Source organism: Streptomyces sp. NPDC085937, assembly GCF_044540535.1.
In the GTDB taxonomy this organism is placed as follows: Bacteria; Actinomycetota; Actinomycetes; order Streptomycetales; family Streptomycetaceae; genus Streptomyces.
Genome location: NZ_JBITSH010000003.1, coordinates 269,295 through 286,847, shown reverse-complemented (window position 1 = coordinate 286,847; position 17,553 = coordinate 269,295). Strand labels below are relative to the sequence as shown.

The 17,553-nt window shown below is 73.0% G+C and carries 18 protein-coding genes and 1 pseudogene; 11 read left to right on the top strand and 8 right to left on the bottom strand.

Annotation, left to right across the window (positions count from 1 at the left end):
• Positions 1 to 31 precede the first annotated feature (31 nt).
• Complete coding sequence (locus ACIF8S_RS08355; RefSeq protein ID WP_399998095.1) at positions 32 to 1,042, bottom strand: alcohol dehydrogenase catalytic domain-containing protein; 1,011 nt, start codon at positions 1,040 to 1,042, stop codon at positions 32 to 34.
• 160 nt (positions 1,043 to 1,202) lie between these two features.
• Here ACIF8S_RS08355 and ACIF8S_RS08350 point away from each other — a divergent pair, with 160 nt between their 5' ends.
• A complete protein-coding gene (locus tag ACIF8S_RS08350) occupies positions 1,203 to 2,117 on the top strand; it encodes a LysR family transcriptional regulator (protein WP_399998094.1) in 915 nt (304 codons plus the stop codon).
• A 30-nt stretch (positions 2,118 to 2,147) separates the two neighbouring features.
• Here the strand turns inward: ACIF8S_RS08350 and ACIF8S_RS08345 are convergent, their stop codons facing one another.
• Positions 2,148 to 2,513 (bottom strand): nuclear transport factor 2 family protein, encoded by a 366-nt coding sequence (locus ACIF8S_RS08345; RefSeq protein WP_399998093.1) that lies wholly within the window; start codon positions 2,511 to 2,513, stop codon positions 2,148 to 2,150.
• Positions 2,514 to 2,641: 128 nt separating this feature from the next.
• Positions 2,642 to 4,396: an ABC transporter ATP-binding protein gene (locus ACIF8S_RS08340; protein ID WP_399998092.1), complete on the bottom strand. Its 1,755-nt coding sequence runs from the start codon at positions 4,394 to 4,396 to the stop codon at positions 2,642 to 2,644.
• A 135-nt stretch (positions 4,397 to 4,531) separates the two neighbouring features.
• On the opposite strand from ACIF8S_RS08340, the gene ACIF8S_RS08335 reads away from it, so the two are divergent.
• The 6 genes from ACIF8S_RS08335 to ACIF8S_RS08310 all read left to right on the top strand — a co-directional run bounded on the left by ACIF8S_RS08335 (position 4,532) and on the right by ACIF8S_RS08310 (position 9,438).
• Positions 4,532 to 5,617 (top strand): S-(hydroxymethyl)mycothiol dehydrogenase, encoded by a 1,086-nt coding sequence (locus ACIF8S_RS08335; protein ID WP_399998091.1) that lies wholly within the window; start codon positions 4,532 to 4,534, stop codon positions 5,615 to 5,617.
• On the top strand, positions 5,617 to 6,246 hold the full coding sequence (locus ACIF8S_RS08330; RefSeq protein ID WP_399998089.1) for an MBL fold metallo-hydrolase: 630 nt from the start codon (positions 5,617 to 5,619) through the stop codon (positions 6,244 to 6,246). Before ACIF8S_RS08335 ends, ACIF8S_RS08330 begins: the two co-directional genes overlap by 1 nt.
• A gap of 212 nt (positions 6,247 to 6,458) precedes the next feature.
• The gene (locus tag ACIF8S_RS08325; protein ID WP_399998088.1) at positions 6,459 to 7,373 is read left to right on the top strand and encodes an SDR family oxidoreductase; all 915 of its coding nucleotides are present in this window, start codon (positions 6,459 to 6,461) and stop codon (positions 7,371 to 7,373) included.
• 66 nt (positions 7,374 to 7,439) lie between these two features.
• The gene (locus ACIF8S_RS08320) at positions 7,440 to 8,237 is read left to right on the top strand and encodes an SDR family NAD(P)-dependent oxidoreductase (RefSeq protein WP_399998087.1); all 798 of its coding nucleotides are present in this window, start codon (positions 7,440 to 7,442) and stop codon (positions 8,235 to 8,237) included.
• Between the two features lie 166 nt (positions 8,238 to 8,403).
• The gene (locus tag ACIF8S_RS08315; protein WP_349794702.1) at positions 8,404 to 9,099 is read left to right on the top strand and encodes a L,D-transpeptidase; all 696 of its coding nucleotides are present in this window, start codon (positions 8,404 to 8,406) and stop codon (positions 9,097 to 9,099) included.
• Positions 9,100 to 9,252: 153 nt separating this feature from the next.
• Complete coding sequence (locus ACIF8S_RS08310) at positions 9,253 to 9,438, top strand: hypothetical protein (RefSeq protein WP_145824623.1); 186 nt, start codon at positions 9,253 to 9,255, stop codon at positions 9,436 to 9,438.
• Positions 9,439 to 9,494: 56 nt separating this feature from the next.
• Here ACIF8S_RS08310 and ACIF8S_RS08305 read toward each other — a convergent pair whose 3' ends face one another.
• Positions 9,495 to 10,880, bottom strand: a complete 1,386-nt coding sequence (locus ACIF8S_RS08305; protein ID WP_399998086.1) for a S1 family peptidase — start codon at positions 10,878 to 10,880, stop codon at positions 9,495 to 9,497.
• A 132-nt stretch (positions 10,881 to 11,012) separates the two neighbouring features.
• Positions 11,013 to 12,041, bottom strand: coding sequence for a hypothetical protein (locus tag ACIF8S_RS08300; protein WP_399998085.1), 1,029 nt, complete (start codon positions 12,039 to 12,041; stop codon positions 11,013 to 11,015).
• A 24-nt stretch (positions 12,042 to 12,065) separates the two neighbouring features.
• On the opposite strand from ACIF8S_RS08300, the gene ACIF8S_RS08295 reads away from it, so the two are divergent.
• The gene (locus tag ACIF8S_RS08295; protein WP_399998084.1) at positions 12,066 to 13,265 is read left to right on the top strand and encodes a MalY/PatB family protein; all 1,200 of its coding nucleotides are present in this window, start codon (positions 12,066 to 12,068) and stop codon (positions 13,263 to 13,265) included.
• Positions 13,258 to 13,980 (top strand): annotated as a pseudogene (locus tag ACIF8S_RS08290) (class I SAM-dependent methyltransferase); the annotation flags it as partial. The gene ACIF8S_RS08295 and the pseudogene ACIF8S_RS08290, both read left to right, overlap by 8 nt.
• Before the next feature lie 252 nt (positions 13,981 to 14,232).
• On the opposite strand, the gene ACIF8S_RS08285 reads toward ACIF8S_RS08290, so the two are convergent.
• Entirely contained in the window at positions 14,233 to 14,700 is a 468-nt protein-coding gene (locus ACIF8S_RS08285) for a GNAT family N-acetyltransferase (protein WP_399998479.1), read from the bottom strand.
• A gap of 141 nt (positions 14,701 to 14,841) precedes the next feature.
• Between ACIF8S_RS08285 and ACIF8S_RS08280 the strand changes: the two genes are divergently transcribed.
• On the top strand, positions 14,842 to 15,222 hold the full coding sequence (locus ACIF8S_RS08280) for a PPOX class F420-dependent oxidoreductase (protein WP_399998477.1): 381 nt from the start codon (positions 14,842 to 14,844) through the stop codon (positions 15,220 to 15,222).
• 37 nt (positions 15,223 to 15,259) lie between these two features.
• On the opposite strand, the gene ACIF8S_RS08275 is transcribed toward ACIF8S_RS08280, so the two are convergent.
• Entirely contained in the window at positions 15,260 to 15,673 is a 414-nt protein-coding gene (locus ACIF8S_RS08275; protein WP_399998083.1) for a Zn-ribbon domain-containing OB-fold protein, read from the bottom strand.
• Between the two features lie 240 nt (positions 15,674 to 15,913).
• On the opposite strand from ACIF8S_RS08275, the gene ACIF8S_RS08270 reads away from it, so the two are divergent.
• Positions 15,914 to 16,081: a hypothetical protein gene (locus ACIF8S_RS08270; RefSeq protein ID WP_167534540.1), complete on the top strand. Its 168-nt coding sequence runs from the start codon at positions 15,914 to 15,916 to the stop codon at positions 16,079 to 16,081.
• A gap of 52 nt (positions 16,082 to 16,133) precedes the next feature.
• Here ACIF8S_RS08270 and ACIF8S_RS08265 read toward each other — a convergent pair whose 3' ends face one another.
• On the bottom strand, positions 16,134 to 17,291 hold the full coding sequence (locus ACIF8S_RS08265) for a phosphatidylserine/phosphatidylglycerophosphate/cardiolipin synthase family protein (RefSeq protein WP_399998082.1): 1,158 nt from the start codon (positions 17,289 to 17,291) through the stop codon (positions 16,134 to 16,136).
• Between the last annotated feature and the right edge of the window lie 262 nt (positions 17,292 to 17,553).

Sequence of the window (17,553 nt, the reverse complement as noted above, 5' to 3'; positions counted from 1 at the left end):
CTCCTGGGGAAAGCGGGGGCGGGGAGCGGGGTCAGAAGACGATGACGCTGCGGCCGCGGGAGGTGCCCGCGTTCATCGCGTCCAGCACGGCCGGGGCCTCGTCCAGACTGATCGGCGTGACGTCGGGGAGGATGCCGTGCGCGGCCGAGAAGGCCAGGGTGTCGCGCAGGTCGTGCGGCGAGCCGGACGGGGACGCCCCCACCCGCAGCCGGTTGAGGATCATCGGCTGGGTCGGCAGCACCAGCGGCTCCGGGCCGTAGCCGCACAGCATCAGGGTGCCGTCCGGGGCCAGCCCGCCCAGCGTGGCGGTGGCCGCCTCGGTGGACGGGGAGGCGTTCAGCACCAGGTCCGCGCCGCCCTCCCACGCCTTGAGGGCCTTCGCCGGGTCCGACTCCCGGGCAGCGACGAACAGTTCCGCGCCGAGCGCCTTCGCCGCGTCCTCGCCGTGCCGGGACCGGCCGACGACGGCGACCCGCGCTCCCATGGCGACGGCGTACCGCACCGCCAGCGCGCCCACGCCCCCGGCGCCCACGACGGCGACCCGGGCGCCGGCCCGTATGCCGCCCTGGCGCAGCCCGTTGAAGGCGGTCAGCCCGGCGCACATCAGCGGCGCGGCGGCCACCGGGTCCAGGCCGTGCGGCAGCGGCGTGACGAAGCCCGCCTTCAGCAGCACGTACGGGGCGTAACCGCCGTCCGCGACGATGCCGGTGATCACCTTGCGCGGGCAGAGGATCTGGTCGCCGCGCACGCAGTAGTCACAGTGACCGCAGGAGTCGTACAGGAACTGGCCGCCCACGGCGGTGCCGACCTCGGGGAAGGTGACACCGGGTCCCACGGCCGTGACCACGCCGGTGATCTCGTGGCCCGGCACGACCGGGAAACGGGCGAACGGATAGTGGCCGCGCAGCAGGTTGAGGTCGGTGAAGCAGACCCCGCAGGCGGTGACCTTGACGAGCACCTCGCCCGGACCCGGTTCGGGGATCTCCAGGTCCTGCAGGGCGAGCGGGGCGTCGGCCCCGACGGCGACGGCGGCACGCATCATGACGAACACTCCAGGAGAGGGGGGAGGGGGCGGGCGGAGGATCGGTGTCGCCCGCAGTACACGAACCAGCGTGACCTGCGGTTTCCCGGAGGTCCAATGCTTCCTTCGGTGCCTACGATGACGTCGGTGCATCGGCGCAGGCAGCAGGGGAGAAGACGGCATGGACGGCGGACAGACGGATCTGGATCTGCGCAGGCTGCGGTCCTTCGTCGCGGTCGCCGAACGGCTGCACTTCGGTCAGGCCGCGGCGGCGCTGCACGTCACCCAGCCCGCGCTCTCCCGGCAGATCCAGCAGCTGGAGCACGATCTGGGCGTGGTCCTGTTCCACCGCAGCAGCCGGGAGGTCGCCCTCACGCCCGCCGGCGAGCAGTTCCTCCACGACTCCCGGGAGCTCCTGGCCGCCGCCCGCGCCGCGCGGAACCGCGTCCGGCGGATCGCCGCCGGGGAGGGCGTGCTGAAGGTCGGCTTCATGCTGAGTTCCGACATCACCGCGCCGCTGCACGCGTTCTCCGCGCGCCGGCCGCAGGTTCGCATCGAGCTGGTGCGACTGCGCTGGTGGAGCCAGGCGACCGACCTGCTCGACGGCACCGCCGACGTCGGCTTCGTCCGTCTGCCCGTCGACTCCGGGCGGCTGCGCGTGCTGCCGCTGTACCGGGAGCGGCTGTGCGCGGTGCTGCCCGTCCGCCATCCGCTGGCCGGCGAGGCCACGGTCGGGCTGCGCGACCTCGCCGACGAACCGCTGCTGCGGTACGCGGGCGCCGCCCCCGCGTGGTCGGCCGTCTGGAACGCCGACCCCCGGCCCGACGGCACACCGTGGCGGCGCGGGCCGGACGTGCACGACATGGAGGAGATCCTGGCGTACGTCCGCGCCGGGAGCGGTGTGGTGTTCGTGCCGGAGTCGGTCGCGGCGGTCTTCCCGCGCCCCGACATCGCCTACCTGCCCGTCACCGACGCACCGCCCGGCGAGGTGGCGCTCGCCTGGGCCGGCGAGCGCCCCTCACCGCTCGTCGAGACCTTCGTGGACGCGACGAGGACGACGCTCACCGAGCCGGACGCGACGCGGACGCAGCCGTGACGCTTCCGGCGCAACCCCGCGCCCGCGATGTCACTCGTCCCACGCCTGGATCATCACCTGCCCCGTGATCTGCCCGTCGCGCAGTGTCAACATCGACTCCGAGAGCACCCGCACCCCGTCCGGGTAGCGGCAGCTCTCGCAGTAGGCGGCGTGGTCGCCCTGCACGACGCACGCCTCCAGCGCGTGCGTCATGTCGCGGCTGTAGACGTCGTCCAGCATGGCGGCGATCTCGTCCTTGCCGTGCAGCACCTTCGGCCGGCTCGGTCCGCTCACGTGGTCCACGACGCGCAGCTCCGCGTCGTCCGCGTAGAGCGAGGTCAGCATCGCCGGGGTGTCCGCCTCGATGCCCCGGCGCAGGGTGTCGGTGCCGAAGGCAGGGTGTGCGGCGGTCGTCATGATGACCCACCTCCTCCGAGGCCGCGGCCCGGAACTCCGGCGGGCCCCTACGGCCTCTCCTACGAGCCTCCTCCGCCCCGCGACCCTGGGCAAGCCCCACCGGCGGGGCACGGGCCGCCGCCCCCGCGTCAGCCTGCCGTCGCCAGGAACTGCGTCGCGGCCAGTTCCGCGTACAGGGGGTCCGAGGCGACCAGCTCACGGTGCGTGCCGACCGCGCGGACGCGGCCCGCGTCCATCACCACGATGCGGTCGGCCGCCGTCACGGTGGACAGGCGGTGCGCGACCACCAGCACCGTGGTCGTGCGGGCCACGTCGGCGACGGTGTCCCGCAGCGCGGCCTCGTTCACCGCGTCCAGCTGCGAGGTCGCCTCGTCGAGCAGCAGCAGACGGGGCCGGCGCAGCAGGGCGCGGGCGATGGCGACCCGCTGGCGCTCACCGCCCGACAGCTTGGTGCCGCGATGTCCGACGAGGGTGTCGAGGCCGTCCGGCAGCCGGGAGACCAGACCGTCGAGGCGGGTCGTCTTCAGCACCCGCGTCAGCGCGGCGTCGTCCGCCCCGGGGTTGCCCAGCAACAGGTTGTCCCGCAGGGAACCCGACAGCACCGGCGCGTCCTGCTCCACGTACCCGATCGCGGCCCGCAGTTCGGGCAGGTCCCAGTCGGCCAGGTCCCGCCCGTCCACGGTGATCACGCCCGACTCGGGGTCGTAGAACCGCTCGATGAGGGAGAACACCGTGGTCTTGCCCGCGCCGGACGGCCCGACGAACGCGGTGAGCCCCTGCGCGGGCACGGCGAACGTCACCCCGTGGTGGACGTACGGCAGATCGTCGGCGTAGCGGAACCGCACGTCCTCGAAGGCGACGGCGGCCGGGGCGGCACCGGGCGTCGGCAACTCGGCCGGGCGGGCGTCCGGTTCGGCGGGCAGCCGCAGCGCCTCCTGGATCCGGGCGAGCGCGGCGCTGCCCGCCTGGTACTGCGTGACCGCGCCGACGACCTGCGAGATCGGCGCCATCAGATAGAACACGAACAGCAGGAACGCCACCAGCGTCCCGATGTCGATGGCCCCCGTCGCCACCCGCGCGCCGCCCACCGCCAGCACCGTGATGAACGCCAGCTGCATCGCCAGCCCCGCCGTGTTGCCCGCCGCCGCCGACCACTTGGCCGCCCGCACGCTCATCCGCCACGACTCCCGCGCGGCCTCGTGCAGCGTGTGCTCCTCGCGCGGCTCGGCACCCGACGCCTTCACGGTGCGCAGCGCGCCCAGCACCCGCTCCAGCGAGGCCCCCATGACGCCCACCGCGTCCTGCGCCTGGCGGGACGCCCGCTGGATCCGGGGCACGATCACCCCGAGCATCGTGCCCGCCAGCGCGATCACGCCGAGGGTGACCGCCAGCAGCACCGGGTCCACGAAGCCCATCAGCACCACGGTGGCGACCAGGGTGAGGCCGCCGGTCCCCAGACCGATCAGCGAATCGGTGGTCACCTCGCGCAGCAGCGTGGTGTCGGAGGTGACGCGGGCCATCAGGTCGCCCGGCTCGGCGCGGTCCACGGCGGCGACGCGCAGCCGCAGCAGATACGACGACAGCGTGCGCCGCGCCCCGAGCACCACCGACTCCGCCGTGCGCCGCAGCACGTAGGAACCCACCGCGCCCAGCACCGCGTTGGCGATCACCAACGCCGACATCAGCAGCAGCGCGCCGGTCACGGCACGGTCGTGGGCGAGGTCGTCGATCAGCTCCCGGGCCACCAGCGGCAGCACCAGCCCCGTCGCACCGGTCACCAGGGACAGCGCCGCACCGCCCAGCAACGCCCACCGGTGCGGCCGTACGTACCCGAGAAGCAGTCGCCAGGCCGGGCTGCCGGTCTGTTCCCCTGCGATGCTCACGTGGCCCCCTCGGCGTCGGACGGATGTTCAGGCTACGTCTCCCGGGCGGACGCCCCGCACGGTGGGCGGCGGAGCCGATCATTCCCGCGTAGGGTCGGAGGGAAGACGGACCCGGCCGACGAAGGAGTCAGCACCATGGCCCAGGAAGTACGCGGCGTGATCGCACCCGGCAAGGACGAGCCGGTACGGATCGAGACGATCGTCGTACCCGACCCGGGCCCCGGCGAGGCGGTCGTGCGCGTCCAGGCGTGCGGGGTGTGCCACACGGACCTGCACTACAAACAGGGCGGCATCAACGACGACTTCCCCTTCCTCCTCGGCCACGAGGCCGCCGGTGTCGTCGAGTCGGTCGGCGACGACGTCACCGACGTGGCGCCCGGGGACTTCGTGATCCTCAACTGGCGGGCGGTGTGCGGCACCTGCCGCGCCTGTCTGCGCGGACGCCCCTGGTACTGCTTCGACACGCACAACGCCAAGCAGAAGATGACCCTGACCGACGGCACCGAGCTCTCCCCGGCGCTCGGTATCGGCGCCTTCGCCGAGAAGACCCTGGTCGCCGCCGGACAGTGCACCAAGGTCGACCCCGCCGTCGCGCCGGAGGTGGCCGGGCTGCTCGGCTGCGGCGTGATGGCCGGCATCGGCGCCGCGATCAACACCGGCAACGTGGGCCGCGGCGACTCGGTCGCCGTCATCGGCTGCGGCGGTGTCGGGGACGCGGCGATCGCCGGCTCCCGGCTGGCCGGCGCGGCGAAGATCATCGCCGTCGACATCGACGACCGCAAGCTGGAGACCGCGCGCTCCATGGGCGCCACCCACACGGTCAACTCCCGTCAGTCGGACCCGGTGGAGGCCGTCCGGGAACTCACCGGCGGGTTCGGCGCCGACGTCGTCATCGAGGCCGTCGGCCGCCCCGAGACCTACCGGCAGGCCTTCTACGCCCGTGACCTGGCCGGCACGGTCGTCCTGGTCGGCGTCCCCACCCCCGAGATGACGATCGAACTGCCGCTGCTCGACGTCTTCGGCCGCGGCGGCTCCCTCAAGTCCTCCTGGTACGGCGACTGTCTGCCCTCCCGGGACTTCCCGATGCTGATCGACCTGCACCTCCAGGGCCGCCTGGACCTCGGCGCGTTCGTCACCGAGACCATCGCCCTGGACGAGGTGGAGAAGGCGTTCGAGCGGATGCACCGCGGCGACGTGCTGCGTTCGGTGGTGGTGCTGTGATGACCGCCCGCATCGAACGCCTCGTCACCTCCGGTCAGTTCAGCCTCGACGGGGGCACCTGGGACGTCGACAACAACGTCTGGATCGTGGGTGACGACCACGAGGCCGTCGTCATCGACGCGGCCCACGACGCCGACGCCATCGCCGAGGCGGTGGGTGACCGGCGCCTGACCGCCATCGTGTGCACCCACGCCCACAACGACCACATCGACGCCGCCCCCGCACTCGCCGACCGCACCGGCGCCATGATCTGGCTGCACCCCGACGACCTGCAGCTGTGGAAGCAGACCCACCCGGACCGCGACCCCGACGCCTGGCTCGCCGACGAGCAGGTGATCGAGGCCGGCGGCGCCGACCTCACCGTGCTGCACACCCCGGGCCACGCCCCCGGCGCGGTCTGCCTGTACGACCCGGGGCTCGCGGCGGTGTTCACGGGCGACACCCTCTTCCAGGGCGGCCCGGGCGCCACCGGCCGTTCCTTCTCGCACTTCCCGACGATCATCGACTCGATCCGGGACCGGCTGCTCACCCTGCCGCCCGAGACGAAGGTCCTCACCGGCCACGGCGATCCGACCACCATCGGCGCCGAGGCGCCGCACCTGGAGGAGTGGATCGCCCGCGGCCACTGACCGGGACGCCACGCGCCCGGACGCACCGGCGTCCGGGCGCGCACGGTGTCGGCGCGCGCCCGCTCCCCGCGCGCACCGACCGTGCGGGCGCGTCCGGGTGAACCCGACGACGCCCCGGGTGATCCCCGCCGAAAAGGCGACAGAGGATGTCCGGCTTACCCGTCAGGCTCGTCGTCGACGGACGGAACGAGCGAGCGGAAGGCCGGAAACACATGACACAGGCGTTGCGGGACAAGGTCGCGCTGGTGGCCGGGGCGACCCGGGGAGCCGGACGGGGCATCGCCGTGGAACTCGGCGCGGCGGGCGCCACGGTGTACGTCACGGGCCGCAGCACCCGCGCCCGCCGCTCCGAGTACGACCGCCCCGAGACGATCGAGGACACCGCCGACCTGGTCACCGAGGCCGGCGGCCGGGGCATCGCCGTGCCCACCGACCATTTGGACCCGGCGCAGGTGAAGACGCTCGTCGACCGGATCGACGCCGAGCAGGGCCGCCTCGACGTCCTGGTCAACGACATCTGGGGCGGCGAGAAGCTCTTCGACTGGGAGGCGCCCGTCTGGGAGCACGACCTCGACAAGGGACTGCGGCTGCTGCGCCTGGCGGTGGAGACCCACGCGATCACCAGCCACCACGCACTGCCGCTGCTGCTGCGCCGCCCCGGCGGACTGGTCGTCGAGCTCACCGACGGCACCGCGGACTACAACCGCGACCACTACCGGGTCTCCTTCTTCTACGACCTAGCCAAGTCCTCGGTGCTGCGCATGGCGTTCGCCCTCGGCCAGGAGCTCGGCCCGCGCGGCGCCACGGCCGTCGCCCTCACCCCCGGCTGGATGCGTTCGGAGATCATGCTCGACGAGTTCGGGGTGCGGGAGGACAACTGGCGCGACGCGCTGGAGAAGGTGCCGCACTTCGCCATCTCCGAGACACCGCGCTACGTGGGCCGCGCCGTCGCCGCGCTCGCCGCCGACCCGGACGTGGCCCGCTTCAACGGCACCTCCCTCTCCAGCGGCGGTCTCGCCCTGGAGTACGGCTTCACCGACCTCGACGGCAGCCGCCCCGATGCCTGGCGCTACCTGGTGGAGGTGCAGGACCCGGGCCGGCCGGCGGACGTCACCGGCTATCGCTGAAATCGGGGCCGGGCGGTGCGGAAAAGGGCTTGCCGTGGTGATCGTCCGAGCCGCTACCTTCACCCCATGACGACGGACACAGGACGCTTCGCGGGGTACGGGGTTCTCATCACCGGGGCGGCGCGCGGCATCGGCGCCGCCACCGCCAGGCGGTTCGCCGAGGAGGGAGCGGGCGTCCTGATCGCGGACGCCGACCCGGACGCGGGGGAGCACACTGCGGCGGAGCTGCGCGGACGCGGACTGACGGTGGAGGCCGTCGTCTGCGACGTGTCCGACCGGGCGTCCGTGGAGGCGGCCGTGGCCCACGCCGTCCGCAGCTTCGGCTCGCTCGACGTGCTGGTGAACAACGCCGCGCACTGCACCCCGGACGCGCCCCGCTTCGAGGACGAGCCGGAGGAGGAGTGGACCGCGGACCTGGACGTCACCCTCACCGGCGCCTACCGGTGCTGCCGGGCCGCCCTGGCACACCTGGAGGCGTCCGGCCGGGGCGCGATCGTCACCGTCGGCTCGGTCAACGGGCTGCAGGACTTCGGCAACCACGCCTACAGCGCCGCCAAGGCGGGCCTGATCTCCCTCACCCGCACCCTCGCCGGGCACGCCGGCCCCCGGGGCGTCCGGGTCAACCTCGTGGCGCCCGGGACGGTCCGTACCCGCGCCTGGGCGGGCCGGGACGACGACATGGCGGCGATCTCGAAGCTCTACCCCCTGGGCCGGGTCGGTGAGCCGGAGGACATCGCGGCCGCCGTGACGTTCCTCGCCTCCCGTGACGCGTCCTGGATCACCGGCACCACCCTGGTCGTCGACGGCGGCGTCACGGCCGTCAACCACGGCTTCCACCGGGCGGTGGACCACGCCGGGAGGTGACGGGCCGCGCACAGCGGGTCGTCCGGCGTGAGGCAGCTCACGTCGAAGTGCCCGGAGTGGCGGACATAACGGTCCGGTTGCGCGTACAACCGAATTTCCTCCCAGGCCGTCTACCTGGCAGAGTGCGCGGCCAGCGCACACCTTCGCGGGAAAGGCGAAACGGACCATGGGGGACATACGTAGACGGGGTGTCGTCGCCCTGGGGGTCACCGCACTGGTGGCCCCGCTCACGCTCGTGCTCGGGGCGTCACCGGCCCAGGCCGCGAGTTGCACCACCTCGGCGGGGCCGTACCAGAAGAAGGTCGAGAAGTTCCTCGGCCGCCCGGTCGACGGCAAGCAGTCCGCCGCCGACTGCAAGGCGATCCGTGCCTTCCAGAACAAGCACGGCATCAGGCCGAACATCGGATACGCGGGCCCCGTGACCTGGGGCGTCATGGATCTGATGAACAAGCAGAAGGCGGTCGGCAAGAATCCGAACAAGGCCGGCAAGTGCCCCACCAACAAGGGGCGCATCGCCTGCGTCAACCTGACCCTCCAGCTCAGCTGGATCCAGGACGGCAAGAAGCTGGTCTACGGCCCCGTGCCGGTCCGCACCGGACGCAACGGGTACGAGACCCGCACCGGCCTGGAGAAGGTCTACTGGCGGAACAAGAACCACGTCTCGACCATCTACGACGTGCCGATGCCGTACAGCCAGTTCTTCGACGGCGGGCAGGCCTTCCACTCCGTGGGTGTCAGCATGTGGAACCCGCCCGGCTCGCACGGCTGCGTCAACATGACCAAGACCGCCGCCAAGAAGTACTGGTCGCTGCTGAAGACGGGCGACGACGTCTACGTGTACGGCCGCAAGCCGGGCACCTGAGGTCCCCCGGCGCCCGGCCCGCGGCCGGGCGCCACGCGGCGCGTCGGGTGTGAACTCGCCCACGTTGCTTGCCAGATGGACGTGATCAGCAACACTGTCCGAAATGCCCGATGGGCGTGCGATTACTCACAGCGTCTTCACCTCCGGGGCCGTATGCTTCACGGTATGTCCACCAGTGTTGAACCTTCCTCCGAGCGATCGGCTGCCGAGGTCAACGAGGAGATCCGGGCTCTGTGGCTCCGGTCGGGCGGGACACTCAGCGTCGAACAGCGCGAGGAGTACCAGCGCCTGGTCGAGGAGTGGGCCTCGGCCCTCCCGCAGGCGGCCACGGCGGCCTGACCGTCCTCGGCGGCACGACCGGGCACCCGTGGGCGCACGGGTGCCCTTTCCACCTCTCAGCCCCACAGCGCCGAGTACTGCCGCCGGTACGCCTTGCGGTCCTGCTCGGCCCTGATCCAGCGGGACGCCACCAGCGCGACCAGGCTCCCGCCCATCACCAGCAGCCCCGGCCCCACGTTCCGCGGGTCGGCCAGCCGCGACAGCAGCGTCGACGGATCCGGCAGGATGTCCCGCACCGGGGCCGACGACCCCGGCGAGGCGGAGTCCGGCGCCGCCACACCCTGCGCCTGCGACGGCGCGGGGGAGGGGTCGGCGGCACCTCCGCCCTCCTGGGGCGCCACGATCAGCCGCACGTCCAGGTCGGTCAGCGCCTTCGTCAGCGGCTGGAAGTACGTCGTACCGCCCGCGCGGCAGTCGCCGCTGCCACCGGACGTGACGCCGAGCGCGACCCCCTCCGAGAACATCGGCCCGCCGCTGTCACCCGGCTCCGCGCACACGTCCGACTCGATCAGCCCGCCGACCGTGCCCTCCGGGTAGTTCACCGTCACGTCGAGCGCGGTCACCTCCCCGTCGCGCAGCCCGCTGGTGCTGCCGCTGCGGAAGATCCGCTGCCCCACGGCCGGGTCGGCCACCCCGGTGATCCGCACACCCTTGCCGCCGCCCACCGCGACCACACCCGGGTCGGCCCCCGCCGTGCCGCCGGCGTACGCGATCAGCGAGTAGTCGTCACCCGGGAAGCTGAGCCCGACGGTCGTGCCGACCGCCTGCCGGCCCCCGTCGTCGGCGAACCACACCGACCCCTCCGGGCCGCAGTGACCGGCCGTGAGGATGAAGTCCTTCTCCCCGTCGGTCACGTTGAACCCGGCCGAACAGCGCCCGGCCGTCGACAGGATCGGCAGGGCCCCGTTGAGGCGGGTGCTGAAAACGCCCCCGACCCGCTCCATCCGCACGAAGTCCCCGATGCCGTCCGCGACATCGGTCAGCGCCGACCAGTCGTCCGCGGACACCGTGGTGTCGCCGCGCACCACCACCTGGTTGGTCCGGTAGTCCTTCAGCCAGGCCGTGCCGGGCACGCGCGGCGCCGAACTCAGCGTCTTCGTGGCGGAGTCGAAGTCGTCCATGCTGTGGCGCACCATCTTCGGCTCGGCGCCCGCGGCCCGCACCTCGGCCGCCGCCTCCTCGTCGGTGACCGCGACCACCGTCCTGCCGTCCGACCCGATCCAGCTGCCCGCCGTACGCGATGTGCCGAGCCGCTGGACCAGGGCCGCGCCCGGCCCTGCGGCGGCCTTGTCGGCGGGCGACGCGGTGGAGAACGGGACGGCGTCGGGCGTGCCCGGCTCACTGGCCACGGCCTGCGTGACCATCGTGGCGCCGAGCAGGAGTCCGCCGACGGCCGCCAGCCGTGTCACTCGCCGGACCACCCGTCGTCGTGCGTGCCTCATGCATGGCTCCAGAACCTCGACACGCGGTGCGCGCACCGCGGGGCCTCCTCCGAGCCGAGTGCCCCCCGTCCATACGGACCCGGGGCCCGCCGCGTTCAGTCCGCGCGCACGCCGATGTGCCCGGCCCCACGCTCAACCGGCCGCACGCGCCGGGGAGTCGGGGGCGCCGAGGCCCAGCGCGGCCGCGCTACGGGCGTCCCCCCACACCGACGCCGGGTCCACGTAGGGACGCAACAGCGGAACGAGCCGCGGGTCGCCGGCGCCGCGCAGCGCGTCGCCGGCCGCCTTCCGGGCGATCCCGGCGAGGAAGTCCGCCAGCTGCACCCGCGGATCGTCCCGCGCGACGACCAGCCGCACCTCCCGCAGAGCGACTCCGGAGTGCCGGGCGGCGTCCTCGATCCAGGCGATGCGCTCGGGCGTCAGCAGGTTCTGCCGGTCGTGCACCAGCCGCACCGGGCGGCGCCCGGGCCCACTCCAGTACGCGGCCGTGGCGACGATCGCCGGGAGCAGCGGATTGAGGACGGGGATGCGCGCCGCCGGGCCGTCGAGCAGCCCCGCCCGGTAGGCCTCGGCCCGCTCGCGCCCCGCCGTCAGCCGGGCCAGCACCGGTGCCGCGGCCGTACCGGCGTACGCCTGGCACAGGTCGTCGAGCGTCTCGAAGAACAGTGGTACGGAGGAACCGGGCTCCGCGCCGTTACGGCCGCGCAGCAGCCGGTTGGCCACGGACAGGAACCGCTGCCACCCCCGCGCCCCGAGCGCCTCACGCCCCGTACGGAACAGCTCCACCGCGGCGCCCGGGTCCTCCAGCAGCACGGCGGCCAGCCGGTCCACCACGAAGAACGACTTCTCGGTGAGGTGCACCCGCGCCGTCCCGTGCAGCGGACCGCCGGGCGCGAGCAGCCACTCCAGCACCGCCCGGTGCTTCTCGCGCAGCAGATGGGTCGCCTTGTACTCGGACGCCGGTGAGCGGATCCGCCCGCGGATCTCGCGCAGCGCGCCGGCCGCGTGGGGGACGGGGACGTGCACACCGGCGTGCGCGAACACGTCGGTGTTCCCGCCGGTCAGGTTCTCGCCGTCCGACCCCGACTCGTCGCAGGCGATCTCCAGGACCGTCCCGTCACCGTCTCCCGGCGGCGCCCCGAAATCCTGATGTGGGTCCACACCACGCCCCCTATCGTGTGTTTCATGACCAGGATCCCGCACGACACGTCCGGTGAACCGAATCCCCTCACGGCGCTCCCCCTGGATCAGCTGCAACGTCGCACCAGCATGAAGTGGCGGACCCATCCCGAGGACGTCCTGCCCGTGTGGGTGGCCGAGATGGACGTGCCCGTGGCCGAACCGGTCGTCCGCGCGGTCACGGAGGCGATGCGGACCGGCGACACCGGGTATCCCGCAGGCACCGCCTACGCCGAGGCGCTCGCCGCCTTCGCCGACAAGCGCTGGGACTGGCCCGGGCTCGCCGTGGAGCGCACCGCGATCGTCCCCGACGTGATGCTGGGCGTGGTCGAGATGCTGCGGCTGGTCACCGGGCGAGGCGACGCGGTCGTGGTGAACCCGCCGGTCTACCCGCCCTTCTTCGACTTCGTGCGGCACGCGGAGCGCCGGGTGGTCGAGGCCCCGCTCGGCGCGGACGCACGACTCGACCTCGACGTCCTTGAGGACACCTTCCGCGAGGTGACGGCCGGCGGCGGTCGCGCCTCCTACCTGCTGTGCAGCCCGCACAACCCGACCGGCACCGTGCACACCGCCGACGAGCTCACGGCGGTGGCGGCGCTCGCCGAGCGGTACGGGGTGCGCGTCGTGGCCGACGAGATCCACGCGCCCCTGGTGCTCGGTGACGCCCGCTTCGTGCCCTACCTGAGCGTGCCCGGCGGCGAGCGCGGGCTGTCGCTGATGTCGGCGTCCAAGGCGTGGAACCTGGCCGGGCTGAAGGCGGCCCTCGCCGTCGCCGGGCCCGGGGCGGGCGACGAGCTGGCGCGGATGCCCGAGATCGTCGGCCACGGACCGAGCCATGTCGGCATCCTCGCCCACACCGCCGCCCTGCGGGACGGCGTCGCCTGGCTGGACGCCCTGCTCGCCGGTCTCGACGCCAACCGCGGGCTGCTCACCGGCCTGTTGGCCGCACACCTGCCGGCCGTCCGGTACCGCCCGGGCGACGGCACCTACCTCGCCTGGCTCGACTGCCGCGACCTCGGCCTGGGCGACGATCCCGCCGCGGCGTTCCTCGCGCACGGCCGGGTGGCGCTCACCGGCGGGCTGCCCTTCGGCACGGGCGGCGCGGGCCACGCCCGGCTGAACCTCGCCACCTCCCCCGAGGTGCTCACGGACGCGGTGCGGCGGATGGCCGACGCCGTGCGCGCGGCGGGCGGCGCCCGTGGCTGACGACGGCTTCGCCCACCCCCGGCTCGCGGCCCTCTACGACCCGCTCGACCCCGACCGCGGCGACCTCGACCCCTATCTGCGCATCGCCCGGGAGTTCGGCGCCCGGCAGGTGCTGGACATCGGCTGCGGCACGGGAGTGTTCGCCCTGCTCCTCGCGGACCACGGCATCGACGTCGTAGGCGTCGACCCCGCCGCCGCGTCCCTCGACGTCGCCCGCGCCAAGCCGGGCGCCGCGCGGGTCCGCTGGATCGAGGGCGACGCGACGGACCTGCCCCCGCTCCGGGCCGACCTGGCCACCATGACGGCGAACGTCGCCCAGGCGATCGTGGACCCCGGTACCTGGCACGCCACCCTGCGCGGCGCCCGGGCGGCACTGCGGCCCGGCGGCCGTCTCGTCTTCGAGACCCGCGACCCGGCCCGGCGCGCGTGGGAACGCTGGACCCGCGAGCACTCGTACGTCAGCGCCGACGTGCCGGGTGTCGGCGGGGTGGAGAGCTGGCACGAAGTGACCGCCGTGGACGGCCCGTCGGTGTCCTTCCGGACGACGTTCGTGTTCGCGTCGGACGGAGCGGTCCTGACCTCGGACTCGACCCTGCGCTTCCGCGAGCGCGAGGAGGTCGAGGCGGACCTCGCCGGCCACGGCTACGTCCTGGAGGACGTGCGGGACGCCCCCGACCGTCCGGGCCGCGAGTTCGTGTTCGTCGCGCGCCGGCCGGAGGACTGGAGCGCCCCTCCCTACGAAGGAGCGGCCGGCGGACCGCCTGGTGGGCCGTGTGCGCGCCGGTGTCACCCAGACCGCGGCGGGCGGGTGCTGGATGTGGTCGAGTACGACCCCGAGACCGGGGTCCCTCCACGACTCGACGTGTCCACGAGCGTGACGAGGCCGGTCAGGCCGGCGGTACCGGAGCTGACAGGACCGGCGTGCGGTCACCACGGCTCAGCCGGTCCCGCGGGGCTGCCAGAGGTCTCAGCCGGTCCCGCGGGGCTGCCAGAGGTAACGGACGTCCGGCTCGCGTTCCTCGTTGCCCGAGCCGTCCGTGTGCTCGACCGCGAGGAAGCCGTGCCGTTCGTAGAAGCGCCGGGCCGGTTCGTTGACCTGGAACGTCCACAGCGCGAGCCCGTCCGGCCGCCGCTGCTTGGCCAGGGCCATGAACCGGTCGCCCAACCCCCGCCCACGCCACGGCGGGTCGAGGTAGAGCTGCTCCAGCTCCCCTCCCTCCAGCACGAGAACACCCACCACACCGCTGTCCACGACCGCCACCCAGGTCTCGTGACGGGGCACGACCACGTGCGAGAACCAGGCCCTCACCTCGGCGTCGTCATGCGCACGGCGCACCGACGGCAGGGCGGCGGCGAAGGAACGCAGCCACACCTCGGCCGCGGCCGGGGCGTCCGCGGGGTCGGCACGGCGAAGAACGACATCGTCACTGTTCACAGCGCGAGACTGTCGCAGACCACCCGTCGTACCGCATCCCTATTTCCGCCGCCTCGGCCCGCGCTGTCCCGTGATCGCTTCCGGTCACGTCACGGGGACGATTCCCGGCGGTTCGGCCGCGAACGGGCCTACACTCGGGGCATGGACGACGCGTTGCGGGACCGGCTCGGGGCGGGGAAGTACCTGCTGCTCACCAGCTTCCGGAAGAACGGCACGCCCGTCGCCACACCGGTGTGGGTGGTGCGGGACGGAGACGCGCTCGGCGTGTGGACCGCCGCCGACTCCTGGAAGGTGAAGCGTGTCCGCGCCCGTGGTGACGTCCTCGTGGGACCGTGCGACGTACGCGGCAACCCGACCGGCGACCAGGTACCGGCCACCGCCGAGGTGTGCGACGCGGACACCACGGCCCGCTACCGGAAGCTCATCGCCCGCAAGTACGGCCTGATGGGCCGGCTGACGCTGCTGGGCAGCCGTCTGCGCCGCGGTGCGAGCGGCACGGTGGGCATCCGCGTCACCCTCTGACCGGGGCCCCACGCACGGCAGTTGAGCCGGGGCCGGGTCAGGTCCAGGCGCGCAGCGGCTCGTCCACGAGCTGGAACACCGGCTCGCCGCGCACCGGGTCCTCCGCCGTCGACAGCCGCACCCGGTCGCCGCTGTGGATGCCGATGGGCGGACCCATGACCCGCCCGCGCACCACGAACCCCTCGGCCATCTCGATCAGCGACACGTTGCGCGCCGCCGGGGTGTTGCGGTGCAGCACCGTCGAGTGGCGCACCGTACCGACGCCCTCGCTGCGCTCCGTCCGCAGGTCGCTGCCCTGGCAGACCGGGCACAGCAGCCGGTGGTACATCGCCGTGCCGCACCAGGTGCACCGCTGGAAGAGCATCGCGTCCTGGTCCGCGCCCCGCGGTTCGAGCAGGCGCGTCGCGGAACCGGCTGCCTGCTGAGCGACGTTCCCTGAGAAGTGGTACACGCTGGTCAACTCCCTGCACTCGGCCGGACTTCCACGCGTCCGGTCGCCCGGGCACGCGCCTGCCCGGTGGCCGTGCCACCGCGCACAGCCACAGATTATGGCACTGAGTGCCACGAGTAAAGGCACTCAGTACCCTCTCGTGCGGGGCGTGGGCGGCTTTCGCGGCCTTCCGGCATGTGACGGGTCTGGGTCCGCGACGGCCGGGCATACGGGCAACATGCCGACGAGAGGAGCTCGTTCATGCTCGGCATAGTGGCGGCGGTGCTGTTCTTCATCGCCTTTTTGATCAACGCGGCAGAGATCGGAACCAACGAGGTGTTCTCCTCGGTGAACGTCATGCTGCTGGGGCTGACCGCCCTGGCCCTGCATGTCGCGGGCATCGGGGCCGGCCGGCCCCGCAGACGCTGACGTGACCCCGGCCGGGGGCCCGGCGCACGCGCGGCGCCGGGCCCCCGGTTCGTCAGTCGCAGGGGCGCGGGTTCGTCCACAGCTGACGGAACTGCTCGATGTACCGGTTGGTGACCCACCCGTTGACGACACGCAGCATCGCGTCGTTGGCGCGGGTCGCGGAGTTCTCGGTCAGGTTGTAGGAGCCCACGAACACGGCCTTGCGCCACTGGCCCGCGTACTTCGCGTCGAGCACCATCACCTTGTTGTGGCTGTGGCCGTCGCACCGCACACGGGACGAGGCGATGCCCTTGGCCAGCAGGGTGTCCCGCCCCGCGCCCTTCTGCACCACGATCTTCACGTCGCAGCCCAGCGACTCCAGCCGGTTCAACTGGGCGGCGACGCCCGCCGAGTAGGAACTGGAGTCGAGCAGGCTGGCCTCCAGCCACACCCGGTCGTTGCCCTCCGCGCAGGCACTGACGTTGCCCAGCACGTCGGCCACCCGCGTGCTGCCCGGCTGCGGGAAGAAGTACGCCTTGGACAGGTCGTTGCCGCCGTCGTGCGTCCGCGAGGCGTCCGTGCTCCAGGTGACGCCGTCGTAGGTCCATCCCCTGGCGTTCAGACGGCGCCAGTAGTTGACGTACGCGGAGAACAGCGCGTCGTCGTCCCGCACGACGAGCATGTTCTGCGCGTGCCGGGCCTGCGTCGAACCGATGTTGCTGGACGACTGCAGGACCAGCTTGGTCGCGCCCTTCCTGATCAGGAAGAACTTGTTGTGCATCGCCCCCGAGCCCGGGGTCGCGCAGGCGTCGGCGCAGTACGTGATGCCGATGTCCGCCTTGGCCAGCTCCGCCTTCACGGAGGCGGCGGCCGTGCCGATCACCAGCCGTACGCTCACCCCGCTCCTGGCGGCGTCCACGAGCGACGAGGCGAGGGCCAGGCCGCCGCCGTCGGCCTTCCAGTCGTACAGGGCCACGCGGACGTAGTTGCCCGCCTCCCCGGCCGCCGACGCCCTGGCGGTCGCGTCGACCTTGCCCCGGATCTTGGACACGAGCAGCGTGTCCTCGGTCCCGCCGTAGATGAAGCAGGCCTCGTAGTTCCCGTCCTCCTGACAGCCGGACATGGCGGCCGAGGCGCTCGGCACGCACAGCGCGGCCAGCAGCAGCGAGAGGGTGAGCAACAGGGCCGGTCCGAGTGATCGCCCCTTGCGGGTACGCCAGTTGGAGATCATCCGGCTGATGATAGAAGGGCGCCCGCACGCGGACCCCGCACTTCGGCCACCTTCGGCACCCGAGGTGTCGGCGACGCCTCGGGTGTGCGGCAGCTGTGCGGCGGCCGTGCATCGGGCGACCGCACGGCTGTGTATCGGCTGTGCATCCGCCCCGCGTCCTCCCAGCTCGGCCGGGCGGAGGTGAGCCCCACCCCGCCCCGGCCGGCGGCGGGGATCACCGACGCGGCCAGGCATCATGGAGTACCGGTCCCCGACCCCGGAC

Coding starts and splice junctions, on each gene's coding strand:
- ACIF8S_RS08295 (WP_399998084.1), top strand. CDS start 12,066: ATGACCAGGATCCCGCACGACACGTCCGGTGAACCGAATCCCCTCACG.
- ACIF8S_RS08265 (WP_399998082.1), bottom strand. CDS start 17,291: ATGATCTCCAACTGGCGTACCCGCAAGGGGCGATCACTCGGACCGGCC.
- ACIF8S_RS08305 (WP_399998086.1), bottom strand. CDS start 10,880: ATGAGGCACGCACGACGACGGGTGGTCCGGCGAGTGACACGGCTGGCG.
- ACIF8S_RS08270 (WP_167534540.1), top strand. CDS start 15,914: ATGCTCGGCATAGTGGCGGCGGTGCTGTTCTTCATCGCCTTTTTGATC.
- ACIF8S_RS08280 (WP_399998477.1), top strand. CDS start 14,842: ATGGACGACGCGTTGCGGGACCGGCTCGGGGCGGGGAAGTACCTGCTG.
- ACIF8S_RS08315 (WP_349794702.1), top strand. CDS start 8,404: ATGGGGGACATACGTAGACGGGGTGTCGTCGCCCTGGGGGTCACCGCA.
- ACIF8S_RS08320 (WP_399998087.1), top strand. CDS start 7,440: ATGACGACGGACACAGGACGCTTCGCGGGGTACGGGGTTCTCATCACC.
- ACIF8S_RS08355 (WP_399998095.1), bottom strand. CDS start 1,042: ATGATGCGTGCCGCCGTCGCCGTCGGGGCCGACGCCCCGCTCGCCCTG.
- ACIF8S_RS08325 (WP_399998088.1), top strand. CDS start 6,459: ATGACACAGGCGTTGCGGGACAAGGTCGCGCTGGTGGCCGGGGCGACC.
- ACIF8S_RS08345 (WP_399998093.1), bottom strand. CDS start 2,513: ATGACGACCGCCGCACACCCTGCCTTCGGCACCGACACCCTGCGCCGG.
- ACIF8S_RS08330 (WP_399998089.1), top strand. CDS start 5,617: ATGACCGCCCGCATCGAACGCCTCGTCACCTCCGGTCAGTTCAGCCTC.
- ACIF8S_RS08350 (WP_399998094.1), top strand. CDS start 1,203: ATGGACGGCGGACAGACGGATCTGGATCTGCGCAGGCTGCGGTCCTTC.
- ACIF8S_RS08335 (WP_399998091.1), top strand. CDS start 4,532: ATGGCCCAGGAAGTACGCGGCGTGATCGCACCCGGCAAGGACGAGCCG.
- ACIF8S_RS08310 (WP_145824623.1), top strand. CDS start 9,253: ATGCTTCACGGTATGTCCACCAGTGTTGAACCTTCCTCCGAGCGATCG.